Here is a 12,540-nt window from a genome sequence, read left to right as displayed (position 1 = left end):
AAAAGCGGTTATAATATCGCCACATAATGCATTGCCCGGCAATGCTCTACCTCCCGAATACCGAGTAAATCAATGTCTGAATTGTCCTTTGCCGAACTGGGGCTGGATCCAGCCGTACTTGAAGCTGTATCCGCTATTGGTTACGAAACCCCAACGCCCATCCAGGCCCAGTGCATGCCCGCACTGCTCGCTGGCAAACACTTACTGGGCGTTGCCCAGACCGGCACGGGTAAAACCGCTGCCTTCGCATTACCGCTGCTAAGCCGAATTGATGCCTCAATAAGCGAACCTCAAATTCTGGTTTTGGCCCCCACAAGGGAGCTGGCCATTCAGGTTGCAGAAGCCTTTACTTCTTACGCCGCTAAATACCGCAACTTTCACGTGTTGCCGATTTACGGCGGTCAGGATTTTTATCCTCAAATTAAAGGTCTCAAACGCGGTGCACAGGTTATTGTCGGTACGCCTGGCCGTATGCTCGACCATCTTCGCAAAGGCACCTTGAGACTGGGCAATCTAAAAGCCGTGGTTCTCGATGAAGCCGATGAAATGCTGCGCATGGGCTTCATTGATGATGTAGAAGCCATTCTTGCCAAGACACCGGAAAACTGTCAGCGCGCACTGTTCTCCGCCACTATGCCACCGCAAATTAAGAAGGTCGCCCAGACTTATCTTAGCGATGCGGTTGAAGTGAAAATCGAAAGTGAAACTCGTACCGTAGAGCGCATTTCCCAGTTTGTTCTTCCCGTGTATGCAGAGCGTAAGCTGGATGCACTAACTCGTATTCTTGAAGTCGAGCCTATTGAGGCTGCGATTATCTTTGTACGGACTAAAGCAGAAACCACGCTTTTGGCTGAAAAGCTCAGTGCCCGCGGGCACGCAGTGGCGCCGTTGAATGGCGACCTGAACCAGCGCCAGCGCGAACAGACGGTTGAAGACCTGAAACGCGGTAAGAAAGACATCATTGTCGCTACCGATGTAGCCGCCCGTGGTTTGGACGTTCCCAGAATCACTCACGTTATCAACTATGATGTGCCCTACGATACGGAAGCCTATATCCACCGGGTTGGCCGCACAGGGCGCGCCGGGCGTACTGGCAAGGCGATTTTGCTGGTAACTCCCCGTGAGCGGAGCTGGCTGCGCACTCTTGAGCGTGCCACCAACTCGCCCATGGTGGCTTATGAGCTGCCTTCGCCGGTTGAACTGAAGAAAATGCGCGAAGAGCAGTTCGAGAGCCAACTACTGGGCTTTGCCGAGGATAAAAAGCTCGCAAAATCCATGGCTTTGCTGGATGAAATCGCCGAGCGCAACGAAATGGACATTGCCATGGTAGCGGGCGCTTTGGCCTGCTGGATGGAAGCTATGCAGCCTGGTTCGTTGCCGCTGGAGCAGCCAGAGGCGCTGCCGGTAGTCTCTGCGTCTGCACCCGCACGCCGTGACCGTAAGGGTGGCGGTCGTTCAGGAGAGTTTCGCAAGGGGCCGCCAAAAGGTGGCTACAAAGGCCGCGGCGGCCCTGGTGGCGCTGGTGCTCGTGGCAAGCCACCTGGCAAAGGCGGCAAGCCTGCGGGCAAGCGGCCTCCTCGTCAGTCAGACGCCAAGCGCTGATAGACGACAAAGCTGTAGTCGTAAGGGTTATTATCGGACGCGGAGAAATCCTCCCGTCCGATTTCTTCCCACTCATCCCAGTTCACTTCAGGAAAATACGCATCGCCATCCACTTCGGCGTGCACCTGCGTAATATAGATGCGGTCTACCATGGGTAGCGCTTCTGTGTAGATTTGCCCTCCCCCGATTATCATTACCTCATCGATACCGTCCAACTCGGCCTGTGCTTCGGCTTTTATCAGGGCTTCGTCCAGTGATTTTGCGCTCGTGGTTCCTGCGGGTGCTTCCCGGTCTGCGTTTCTCGAAATAACTACGTTCATTCGGCCGGGCAGCGGTCTGCCTATAGAGTCCCAGGTTTTACGGCCCATGATGATGGGCTTGCCCATGGTGGCTTGCTTGAAGTACTTCAGGTCGCCCGGCAAATACCAAGGCAGATTGTTATTTTTACCAATAACGCGGTTTCGGGACATGGCTACTATGAGTGCCTTGCGCATAATGTTCCTCAGAGTTGAGTGGCGGCAAGGGTGCGGGAAGAGCTGTCCAAAAAACGCTGTGAATACGTCCGTGTACGCTTGGCTCCGCCCTTTAGCGCTTACTGCTCCTGCGTCGCGCTAAAGGTCCGGGGCAAGCCTTCCATGGCTTGCCCGTGAAGTGCTTCGCACTCCACCCATGGCTCGGCACATTTTTGGACAGCCCTTCCCGCACCCTTGCGATCGAGCTTTGGATTAATCCTGCCGGTTTTATATTGCTATAGGAGCTTTTATGCCGGGGTAAGGGTCGTAGCCTTCAAACTCGAAATCTTCCAGTTCATAGGCAAAGATTGAGTTCGGCTTACGCTTAATAACTAGCTTAGGGAGCGCCTTTGGCTCGCGTTTTAGTTGCTCAAATACAATGTTGTCTGTCAGATGGTTTTGATACAGGTGACAGTCACCAAAGGTATGAACGAACTCACCAACGCCCAGATCACATTGTTGAGCGATCATGTGGGTCAGGAGCGCATAGGATGCAATATTGAACGGCACCCCCAGAAACAGGTCGGCACTGCGTTGGTAAAGCTGGCAGGAGAGCTTGCCGTCGAGCACGTAGAACTGGAACAGGCAATGGCAAGGAGCCAACGCCATAAGGCCTTTCTCAGCATTTTCCTGAGGACCAATCGATTCATCCGGAAGCTCTGCCGGGTTCCACGCAGACACGATCAGACGTCGGGAATTTGGTTTGTTGCGAATCTGGTCGATGACTGCGCTAATCTGATCCACTACCCGGCCATCCGGGCACTCCCAGCTGCGCCACTGTTTGCCGTAAATGGGGCCGAGGTCGCCGTTTTCCAACGCCCACTCGTTCCAGATGGAGACTTTACGTTCTTTCAGCCAGTTGTTGTCTGTGGAGCCTTTCAGGAACCAGAGCAGTTCATAGATTATGCTGCGCAGGTGCACCTTTTTGGTGGTTACCAGCGGAAAACCATCCTGGAGGTTAAAACGAATCTGGCGTCCGAAAACTGAGCGCGTACCAACGCCGGTGCGATCGCCTTTGTCGTAACCGTTATCGACCACATCGCGCATAAGATCAAGATAGGCTTTCATTCTGCGTTTCTCCGGTAAGCAATGGACATCAGAGCCACGCCAGCCAAAATCATCGGGAAGGAAAGCACCTGCCCCATGGTGAGCCAGTCGAATGCCAAATAGCCCAACTGAGCGTCAGGTTGGCGCACGAACTCCACCATAAAACGGAAGATTCCGTAGCAAATCAAGAACAGGCCAGACACTGCCATTTTGGGGCGTGGTTTGGATGAGAACCACCAGAGGATAATGAAAAACACCACGCCCTCGAGTGCAAACTGGTAGAGCTGAGATGGGTGGCGAGCTAAGGCGTCAGGCGCTTGGCGAAACACCATGCCCCAGGGCACATCCGTAGGTTTGCCCCAGAGTTCGCCGTTGATGAAATTGCCAATTCGCCCCGCCCCAAGACCAACGGGCACCAGAGGTGCAACAAAGTCAGCGAGGCGCCAGAAGCCGGTTCCAACTTTGCGACCGTACCACCACATGGCAAACATAACCCCTAGTAAGCCGCCGTGGAAGGACATGCCGCCCTCCCATACCCGCAGTAGCCATAGGGGGTCGGCCAGAAAGCTGTCGAAGTTGTAGAAGATCACATAACCGAAGCGGCCGCCAAGAATGACCCCAAGGGCAAGGTAAAACAAAAGGTCGCCCATTTGCTCTTCAGTGATTGGAGCCCAAGGCTTACGTGTGCGCAGCCTGCCCAGCCACCAGCCCGCGAGAAAACCGACTAGATAGGTAAGCCCGTACCAGTGAATTTTTAAGGGACCTATAGCGATGGCAACCGGATCTATCTGTGGATGCTGAAGCATCAATAACCTCTTAGCTCAGTAAAAAACGAAGGCCAACCAGCAGAAGCAGGATGGCAAACACGCGTTTCAAAACTTTGGCGTTAAGCCGGTGGGCCAAATTCGCTCCAACACGTGCAAACAGCACGCTGGTAAGAATAATCCCGATCAATGCCGGTAAATAGATATAACCAAAGCTATATTCAGGCAGGGCTGGTTCGCTCCACCCTGTCCAGACATTGCCCACAGCACCCGCAACCGCAATCGGCAACCCGCAGGCTGCGGAGGTGCCTACCGCCTGCTGCATGCGAACATTGCTCCAGCTCAAATAGGGCACTGTAAGCGTTCCGCCGCCTATCCCGAAAATAGCTGAGGCCCATCCAATGCCTGCACCGGCCCCTGCAAGGCCTGCTTTACCTGCAACATTTCTGCCAGGCGAAGGGTTTACCTCGAACAGCATTTTCAGCCCGACGAGAATGACAAACACACCGATAATAAGTTCCAGCATGGCTCCGCTTAACAGCGCCGCTGTCCAGGCCCCTATAAGCGCGCCCGCTATAATGCCAAAAGCCATTGGCCGAAATACATCCCAGCGAATAGCCCCGTGACCGTGGTGCGAGCGAATGGAGCTGAGGGAGGTGAACACGATGGTCGCAAGCGAGGTTCCAACGGCCATGTGTGCCGCAATTTCCAGACTAAAGCCCTGAGCCCCGAAACTGAAAATCAGCACCGGCACAATAATAAGACCACCACCAATCCCGAAAAGGCCTGCAAGTGTGCCGGCGAACGCACCGAGCACCATATAGATGGCAAATACGGCTAACAGGGACATAAACTCTCACACATCCGGGAAAACAAGGCTGGTATGATACACATGAGCAACAATTTCAGCATTAACGAATGCCCATTGCCTTCAGAGAGCAGCTTCCCATGTGCCTAATTGCATTTTCTCTTGGCCAGAGTGCCCGTTTCCCTTTGGTGGTTGCCGCTAATAGAGATGAGTTTTTTCGCCGACCTACAGCACCGTTAGACTGGTGGACAACCGAAGCGGGTAACCGGGTGCTCTCTGGAAGGGATCTGAAATCCGGCGGCACTTGGCTGGGGGTGTCCCCTGAAGGCTCAATAAGCGCGGTTACCAACGTTCGCGAAGGCTCACCAGAAGCTGGCGATATCAGTCGTGGCGAGCTTCCACTGCGGGCTCTCGCGGAACCGGAGGAACAGCTGCAAGAAAGTCTGGCAGCTACCTCCACACGCTACGCAGGTTTCAATCTTGTTCGCCTCGGCAATACCGAGGGTTGGTGCTCTGGCTGGTACTACAGCAACCGCGACGCACACCCCGGACGTAGCATTTACCGAGGGGTCTATGGCCTGAGCAATCACCTGCTCCAAACGCCTTGGCCAAAACTACTGCGCTTGAGAGAAGCGGTTGGTCACACTGTAAAGTCCGACTGGGAGAATGCAGAAGCTTTGCACAAAGACCTTACCCGGCTCTTACAAGACACTACGCCAGCGCCAGACCACTTGCTCCCTAACACCGGTGTACACCGCGACACCGAGCGCTTTCTTTCATCACCGTTTATAACCGGCACCGAGTACGGCACCCGCGCTACGACTATAGTCAGCGTATCGAACTCCGGCGAGATTTATGTTACCGAACAGAGCTGGGCGCCTGAAGGGCAGCCGGAGGAATACCGTGAGTTCCACTGGCAGCGATAGCGCTCAGCCTCTGATATAATCCACAAAATTCGTCCACCCAATCGGAGGGCCACCGATGGCCGGTCAACAAGACGCTACATCTATTGCCGACTTTGAAAAGTCCCTTGATGAGCTGGAAACACTGGTTCGCAATCTTGAGCAGGGGGAGCTGTCTCTTGAGCAGTCCCTGACGGCCTTCGAACGCGGTGTAAAACTAACTCGCACGTGCCAGCAGGCCTTAAAAAGCGCCGAACAGCGGGTTGAACAACTGGTACAAAACGACGATGGCAGCCTTGAAACCCGGCCCTTCTCTCCGGATGACGCCGACTGATGCACAACGGAACTCTGTCTACCATGGAATACCTGGAAACCTGTCGCAGCCGTGTGGATGCAGAGCTGGATCGCCGTATTGCGTCTGGCTCCACCTCTGAGCGGCTTCAGGCAGCTATGCGATACAGTGTTTTGGGCGGCGGGAAACGAATTCGGCCTGCACTAAGCTTGGCCGCTGCAAGCGCTTTGGGGCAAGCTATGGACGCCGCTTTGGTACCCGCCTGTGCGGTCGAACTGATCCATGCCTATTCACTTGTGCATGACGATCTTCCAGCCATGGATAACGACGAACTACGCCGGGGGCGGCCCACTGCCCATATCGCCTTTGATGAAGCCACCGCGATTCTTGCGGGTGATGCCCTGCAGGCTTTGGCCTTTGAATGGCTGGCGGAGGCTCCCGAAATAGAGGCGCCTGCGCGTCTGGCAATGATTCGGGAGTTGGCTCGCGCAAGTGGTCACAGTGGTATGGTTGGCGGTCAGGCCATTGACTTGGAGTCGGTAGGAAAAAACCTGACTCTGGCACAGCTCGAGAGTATGCACAGACACAAAACCGGTGCGCTGATTGAAGCCAGCGTTCGCATTGGCGCACTGACAGCACCCGGGGTCACCAAACAATCTCTGGATGCACTGACGGCTTATGCCAAGGCCCTTGGTCTAGCTTTTCAAGTTCAGGATGACCTTCTGGACATCGAAGGCGATACAGAAACCATAGGGAAACCCCAAGGCTCAGACATCGCCCGTGCAAAGCCCACCTACCCCGCTCTTCTGGGGTTGGCAGGCGCACGGGAACACCTTTCATCATTGCTCAGCAGCGCGCTTGAGAGCTTGCAGGATTTCGGACCGGAGGCCGACCCTCTCAGAGCCATGGCGGACTATGTGGTGGCAAGAACCCATTAAGCCTTCTGTTGGCCAAGTACAATTTCGTAACATAAGGCACAGGGTGTGAAATAGCTGCCACTGTTCCCCTATAATGCCAGCCAGTTACCGAACATTCCGGAAAAGACCCGATTAAATGCAGGATACTTATATATTCAAGGAAATCCCGTCCCAGCGACCTAATACGCCGCTGCTAGACCGGATTGAGGTACCCGCCCAACTACGGGAGGTGCCGCCTGACCAGCTTGTTCAATTTGCCAGAGAACTACGGGCATTCTTGCTGTGGTCTGTTGGGCAGACTGGTGGTCATTTCGGGGCAGGACTTGGTGTACTCGAACTCACCGTGGCGCTGCACTACGTTTTCAATACACCGAAAGACCGTCTGGTATGGGATGTGGGCCATCAGGCTTACCCGCATAAAATTCTCACAGGCCGTCGTGACCGCATGGGCAGCATTCGTCGCAAAGACGGTCTGGCAGGCTTCCCCAAGCGCGCTGAAAGCGAGTACGACACCTTTGGCGTGGGCCACTCCAGCACCTCTATTAGTGCCGCTCTAGGCATGGCGATAGCCGCTCGGCAGCAGGAAACTGGCCGCAAGAGTATTGCTGTTATCGGCGATGGCGCCATGACAGCCGGAATGGCTTTTGAGGCACTGAACCACGCAGGTCACTTGCGCGCAGACATGCTAGTCATTCTGAACGATAACGACATGTCGATTTCACGCAATGTTGGCGGTCTGTCCAATTATTTCGCCAAACTGCTATCAAGTCGCACCTACAATCAGGTTCGCGATAGCAGCAAAAAGGTTCTTCAGGGCGCACCACAGCTGATGGCGCTGGCAAAGAAAACCGAAGAGCACTTCAAAGGCATGATTGTGCCGGGCACCCTGTTTGAAGAACTGGGGTTCAATTACATTGGCCCCATTGATGGGCACGACCTGCCGTTGCTCATTGAAACGCTGGAAAACATCCGTGAACTCGACGGACCTCAGTTCCTCCATGTGGTGACCACAAAAGGCAAGGGATTCGCTCCGGCTGAAGCCGATCCCATTGGCTACCACGCCATCAACAAGATTGAACCTGTACCCGCCAGCAAGCCCGAGCCGGTCAAGCCTGTTGCGACGAAGCAAAAGTACGCGAACGTATTCGGCCAGTGGTTGTGTGACGCTGCTGAACTGGATGATCGTGTGAGTGGCATCACCCCCGCCATGTGCGAAGGCTCGGATTTGCTGGCATTTTCTGAGCGCTTCCCGGATCGTTATTTCGATGTAGCCATTGCGGAACAGCACGCCGTGACGCTTGCAGCGGGCATGGCATGTGATGGAGCCAAGCCGGTAGTTGCTATCTACTCGACATTTTTACAGCGCGGTTACGATCAGCTGATTCACGACGTAGCCATCCAGAACTTGGATGTGCTTTTCGCTATCGACCGAGCGGGACTGGTTGGCGAAGACGGCCCCACCCACGCAGGCGCTTTCGATATCAGTTACCTGCGCTGCATCCCGAATATGGTATTAATGACGCCATCAGATGAAAATGAAACCCGCCAACTACTTCATACTGGCCTAATGTTTGAAGGGCCCGCAGCGGTGCGCTATCCACGTGGAACCGGGCCGGGTGCGGACATTCAAAAAGAACTGACCCCAGTGGCAATCGGCAAAGGGCGCAAGATTCGTGAAGGCAGCGGCATCGCCATTCTCAATTTTGGCACCTTGCTCACACCAGCGCTGGAAGCCGCTGAAAAGCTTGGGGCAACGGTAGCCGACATGCGCTTCGTTAAACCTCTGGACGACGCACTGGTTCTGGAGCTCGCAGAACAGCACGACCTGCTGGTAACGCTAGAAGAGAACACCGTTGCAGGTGGCGCAGGAAGCGCCGTCACGGAATTCCTGAACAGACAAGAAGTTTCCATGCCCGTACTGCAACTTGGGTTGCCGGATACCTTCATTGATCATGGCAAACACGAAGAGTTACTCAAAGACTGCGGGCTAGATGCTCAGGGGCTATTCGCAGCTATCAACGCCAGAATGGAACGCCTGCAGCACCAGCGTCTGAAAGCTGTCAAATATGGCGCCTCTCAAGCGTAATCTAGTGACTCATAAGCAAAAAGCCCGCTCAGTTCAAATCCTGAGGCGGGCTTTTTTATATCTGCATACACGTTCAAGACTGAGGTTATCGCTGGGGGTCATCATCCTGATGGGTTTCTAACCAGTGCCCGAGCTTGCTCTGCTTGGTATCGAGATATTGCTCATTGTGCGGGTTGCGGCCTACATGCAGCGGCACTCTCTCGGTTATTTCGATGCCATAAGAAGTCAAGGCTTTAACCTTACGAGGGTTGTTTGTCATCAGGCGCAAGCTTTTGATTCCCAGATGCGCAAGCATATCCTTACACATGCTGTAATCACGCAAATCTGCAGCAAACCCCAAGCGCTCGTTGGCTTCAACTGTGTCCGCCCCCTGATCTTGCAGGTGGTAGGCACGGATTTTGTTGAGCAGTCCAATACCCCGGCCTTCCTGACGCAGATACATCAAAATGCCACGGCCTTCGCGGGCTATGCTGCGCAAAGCCTCTTCCAACTGGTAACCACAATCACAACGCATGCTATAAAGCGCGTCGCCAGTAAGGCACTCGGAGTGGGTGCGGGCCAACATGGGTTCGTCACCGTCCAACGACCCCAGAGTTAGAGCAATATGCTCCTTTCCCGTGTCCGGTTCCTCAAAGCCATGCATATCGAACACCCCGAAAGGGGTCGGCAACCGGCAGGTCTCGATGTAACGAACAGCCACAGTCTTTCCTCGTGGTTCAATAAAACGGGGCGCGTATTCTATCACGGGCGCGCTCATCAGGCATCAGCGGTCGCCGGCAACCCAATGCCCGCTGCGACCGCCTTTCTTCTCGAGCAGGCGCACATTGCCAATCTCCATACCCTTATCAACGGCCTTGCACATATCGTAAAGCGTCAATGCCGCAATACTGGCCGCTGTCAAAGCTTCCATTTCAACACCGGTTTGCCCGGAAAGTTTGCAGCGGGTAAGTACATGCACCGACGCACCGTCTGCACCCGCTGTAAGCTCCACCTTCACCGAGGTGAGGTTCAAAGCATGGCACAATGGAATCAGGTCGTGGGTTCGCTTGGCCGCCATTATTCCGGCAATACGAGCGACGGCCAGCACATCACCCTTGGGGTGCTCGCCATCTATGATCATCCTAAGAGTTTCCTCTGCCATGTGGATCGTGGCTTCAGCGCGCGCCTCGCGTTCCGTTACGGCTTTCTCCGTAACATCCACCATGCGGGCTTCACCCTTGTCGTCAAGATGGGTTAATTTACTCACGGCGTCTCCCGAGGATCAGAATCAATGAATTATTGATACGTTACTTTATGAAAAAGGATCAAGCGGGCCGAGCATATCAGAGATAGTCTTCTATGCGGTGAATTCGGGTCAGCTTTCGGGCCACCAATAACGGATACCGGCCACGCCCTGACCACCCGCCTGCCACACTGCGTCGAGATCAGCCACGTCCAGCCCGCCGAGCGCGAAAACCGGTATGGGAGAGTGCGCTACCAGATCATGAAATTTCGCCCACCCCAAAGAAGGAGCCCCGGGGTGCGTCGCCGTCGGTTTTACTGGACCCAAGGTTACATAATCAGCACCGATGACCACAGCATGCTCTATTTCATCAGCGTCATGGCATGAAACGCCAAGCCACACCCCATCAGGTACTGGCCTAGCACTGAGTTGTTCGGCTTCTCGCCAGGGCATATGCAACCCGGCTGCATCAGGGTTGTCATCAAACACTTCAACCGACCCATGCAGCACAAGGCCAACGCCCGCTGCATCGCACAGTTCCATAGCTTTCTCAGCTAGGCATTCATAGTCCTGCGCGGTCATATCCGACGCACGCAGTACGACCAGTGCTGAAGGGTCTTGCTTTGGCAGCCCTGAAAGCGCGCGCTGAAAATGCTGGGCACTCTCATCGCCGGAACGGATATCACCAACTATCGCCAACAGAGAAGGCAACTTCAGAGCCCGTATAATCGGCCGATTGGCAGCAGGAAAATCGTCATCCCTTAAGTTTTTAGGACTCACCCAGTCTATGGATTGCCCTTCGCGGCCAAGGGCTTCACCCTGCGCCTGCTCCGTTCTCCAGACATCCAAAAAAACACGCTTGTCGCCATAATCGTGACGAATGCCAATCAAAGGGCGCAGAGCCTCCAGCGGGATCTCTAATCCGGTCTCTTCGGCAATCTCACGCACCAAGGCTGCCTGCACCGATTCCCCCGGCTCAACCTTTCCACCGGGAAACTCCAACAAGCCACCCTGATGAACATGATCCGGGCGGCGGGCAATAAGCACGCGCCCCTCGCGGACGATAACGCCGACCGCGACATGAACCTCCTGTACATCGTGTTCTGCTCTAGCCATGTTTAACTACGGTAGTCAGCGTTGATAGTGACATATTCGTGAGAGAAGTCGCAGGTCCAAACGGTCTCACTCACCTCGCCCCGTTTAAGATCAATGGCGATCGTGATCTCTTCCTGATCCATAACCGCTTGTCCTCGCGCCTCGGAATAATCTTCAGCACGACCTCCATCTCTCACCAGACATACGTCTCCGAGGTGGATTTCCAGAGCGCTCACATCCAAATCTACAACGCCGGCCCGACCAACTGCCGCCAGAATCCGGCCCCAGTTAGGGTCTGATGCAAACAGGGCTGTCTTCACCAGAGGCGAGTGGGCTACGGTATAAGCCACATCCAATGCTTCTTGCTGGGCTGAAGCACCACTAACGTGAATGGTAATAAACTTGGTTGCGCCTTCACCGTCGCGCACTATGGCGTGAGCCAGATCTAGATAGACCTGTTTTAAAGCATTGCGCAATGCGGGGAGTTGCGGGCTGTCGAGAGTGATTTCCGGGCCGCTATATTGGCCACTGGCAATCAGCGTGCAGGCATCGTTAGTGGACGTATCACCATCAATCGTAATTCGGTTAAATGACTGCTCACCCAATTCCGATGCCAGAGTCTGGAGCGCATCTGGCGCAATACGAGCGTCGGTGGCGATAAAGCCGAGCATGGTGGCCATGTTGGGGCGAATCATGCCAGCGCCCTTACTGATCCCGGAAACAGTGACTGTGTGGCCACCTAGATCAACTTGAACCGATGCACCCTTGGGCCGGGTATCTGTAGTCATTATGCCGCTCGCAGCCTCTGCCCAGCGGTTATCCGCAATGCTAGTTAGAGCTTCAGGCAATGCACCCACAATTTTCTGAACAGGCAAAGGCTCGCCAATAACTCCTGTTGAATATGGCAGCACCTCAGCGACACTAACTCCGGCTTGCTGTGCCAGAGCTTGGCAACAGGCAAGTGCATCATCCATACCACGCTTGCCTGTTCCTGCGTTCGCGTTTCCCGTGTTAATCAGAAGATAACGCGGCGTTTTCTCAGCCAGATGCTTGCGGCTGAGGGTAACCGGCGCAGCGCAGAACTGGTTGCGAGTGAACAGACCAGCAACGCGACTTCCCGGCGCCAGCTCAAACACCACTATGTCCTTGCGCCCCGGCTTTTTAATGCCAGCGCTCGCAATGCCCAGCTTGACACCTGCTACCGGGAAAAACTCGGGTAAGGTTCCTGGTCCAACTGCCATCCTGTCGCTCCTCTTGTTGTCTTGCTAATTTCAATATTAATGAATCGAGTCG

The 12,540-nt window shown here is 54.7% G+C and carries 13 protein-coding genes; 5 read left to right on the top strand and 8 right to left on the bottom strand.

Annotated elements, in window-relative coordinates; translation table 11 throughout:
• Nucleotides 1–72 precede the first annotated feature (72 nt).
• Nucleotides 73–1,602 carry a DEAD/DEAH box helicase gene (locus MWU62_RS16945; protein ID WP_247115979.1) on the top strand — a complete coding sequence of 510 codons (1,530 nt, stop codon included), beginning with the start codon at nucleotides 73–75 and terminating at the stop codon, nucleotides 1,600–1,602.
• Here the strand turns inward: MWU62_RS16945 and MWU62_RS16940 are convergent.
• From MWU62_RS16940 to MWU62_RS16925, 4 genes are all read right to left on the bottom strand, one after another.
• Complete coding sequence (locus MWU62_RS16940) at nucleotides 1,581–2,096, bottom strand: dihydrofolate reductase (RefSeq protein WP_200367634.1); 516 nt, start codon at nucleotides 2,094–2,096, stop codon at nucleotides 1,581–1,583. The two genes, MWU62_RS16945 and MWU62_RS16940, sit on opposite strands and share 22 nt — an antisense overlap.
• 246 nt (nucleotides 2,097–2,342) lie before the next feature.
• Nucleotides 2,343–3,182: a thymidylate synthase gene (locus MWU62_RS16935; protein WP_247115978.1), complete on the bottom strand. Its 840-nt coding sequence runs from the start codon at nucleotides 3,180–3,182 to the stop codon at nucleotides 2,343–2,345.
• Nucleotides 3,179–3,967, bottom strand: coding sequence for a prolipoprotein diacylglyceryl transferase (gene lgt / locus MWU62_RS16930; RefSeq protein WP_247115977.1), 789 nt, complete (start codon nucleotides 3,965–3,967; stop codon nucleotides 3,179–3,181). The genes MWU62_RS16935 and lgt overlap by 4 nt, the downstream gene beginning before the upstream one ends.
• Before the next feature lie 10 nt (nucleotides 3,968–3,977).
• Complete coding sequence (locus MWU62_RS16925; protein ID WP_247115976.1) at nucleotides 3,978–4,775, bottom strand: sulfite exporter TauE/SafE family protein; 798 nt, start codon at nucleotides 4,773–4,775, stop codon at nucleotides 3,978–3,980.
• 98 nt (nucleotides 4,776–4,873) lie between these two features.
• Here MWU62_RS16925 and MWU62_RS16920 point away from each other — a divergent pair, with 98 nt between their 5' ends.
• From MWU62_RS16920 to dxs, 4 genes are all read left to right on the top strand, one after another.
• Nucleotides 4,874–5,659, top strand: coding sequence for an NRDE family protein (locus MWU62_RS16920; protein ID WP_247116045.1), 786 nt, complete (start codon nucleotides 4,874–4,876; stop codon nucleotides 5,657–5,659).
• A 55-nt stretch (nucleotides 5,660–5,714) separates the two neighbouring features.
• Complete coding sequence (locus MWU62_RS16915) at nucleotides 5,715–5,969, top strand: exodeoxyribonuclease VII small subunit (protein ID WP_247115975.1); 255 nt, start codon at nucleotides 5,715–5,717, stop codon at nucleotides 5,967–5,969.
• On the top strand, nucleotides 5,969–6,865 hold the full coding sequence (gene ispA / locus MWU62_RS16910) for a (2E,6E)-farnesyl diphosphate synthase (protein WP_247115974.1): 897 nt from the start codon (nucleotides 5,969–5,971) through the stop codon (nucleotides 6,863–6,865). The genes MWU62_RS16915 and ispA overlap by 1 nt, the downstream gene beginning before the upstream one ends.
• Nucleotides 6,866–6,980: 115 nt before the next feature.
• Nucleotides 6,981–8,930: a 1-deoxy-D-xylulose-5-phosphate synthase gene (dxs, locus tag MWU62_RS16905; RefSeq protein WP_247115973.1), complete on the top strand. Its 1,950-nt coding sequence runs from the start codon at nucleotides 6,981–6,983 to the stop codon at nucleotides 8,928–8,930.
• A gap of 85 nt (nucleotides 8,931–9,015) precedes the next feature.
• Here dxs and ribA read toward each other — a convergent pair whose 3' ends face one another.
• From ribA to argJ, 4 genes are all read right to left on the bottom strand, one after another.
• A complete protein-coding gene (gene ribA, locus MWU62_RS16900; protein ID WP_247115972.1) occupies nucleotides 9,016–9,630 on the bottom strand; it encodes a GTP cyclohydrolase II in 615 nt (204 codons plus the stop codon).
• A 63-nt stretch (nucleotides 9,631–9,693) separates the two neighbouring features.
• A complete protein-coding gene (moaC, locus tag MWU62_RS16895) occupies nucleotides 9,694–10,176 on the bottom strand; it encodes a cyclic pyranopterin monophosphate synthase MoaC (protein ID WP_247115971.1) in 483 nt (160 codons plus the stop codon).
• A gap of 108 nt (nucleotides 10,177–10,284) precedes the next feature.
• A complete protein-coding gene (locus MWU62_RS16890) occupies nucleotides 10,285–11,268 on the bottom strand; it encodes a Nudix family hydrolase (protein WP_247115970.1) in 984 nt (327 codons plus the stop codon).
• Nucleotides 11,269–11,270: 2 nt separating this feature from the next.
• Nucleotides 11,271–12,488 carry a bifunctional glutamate N-acetyltransferase/amino-acid acetyltransferase ArgJ gene (gene argJ / locus MWU62_RS16885; RefSeq protein WP_247115969.1) on the bottom strand — a complete coding sequence of 406 codons (1,218 nt, stop codon included), beginning with the start codon at nucleotides 12,486–12,488 and terminating at the stop codon, nucleotides 11,271–11,273.
• Between the last annotated feature and the right edge of the window lie 52 nt (nucleotides 12,489–12,540).

Origin of the sequence: Marinobacter sp. S6332 (assembly GCF_023016045.1) — a bacterium.
In the GTDB taxonomy this organism is placed as follows: domain Bacteria; phylum Pseudomonadota; class Gammaproteobacteria; order Pseudomonadales; family Oleiphilaceae; genus Marinobacter.
Note: the sequence above shows the minus strand (reverse complement) of the source record. Positions and strands in the feature narration are given on the sequence as shown.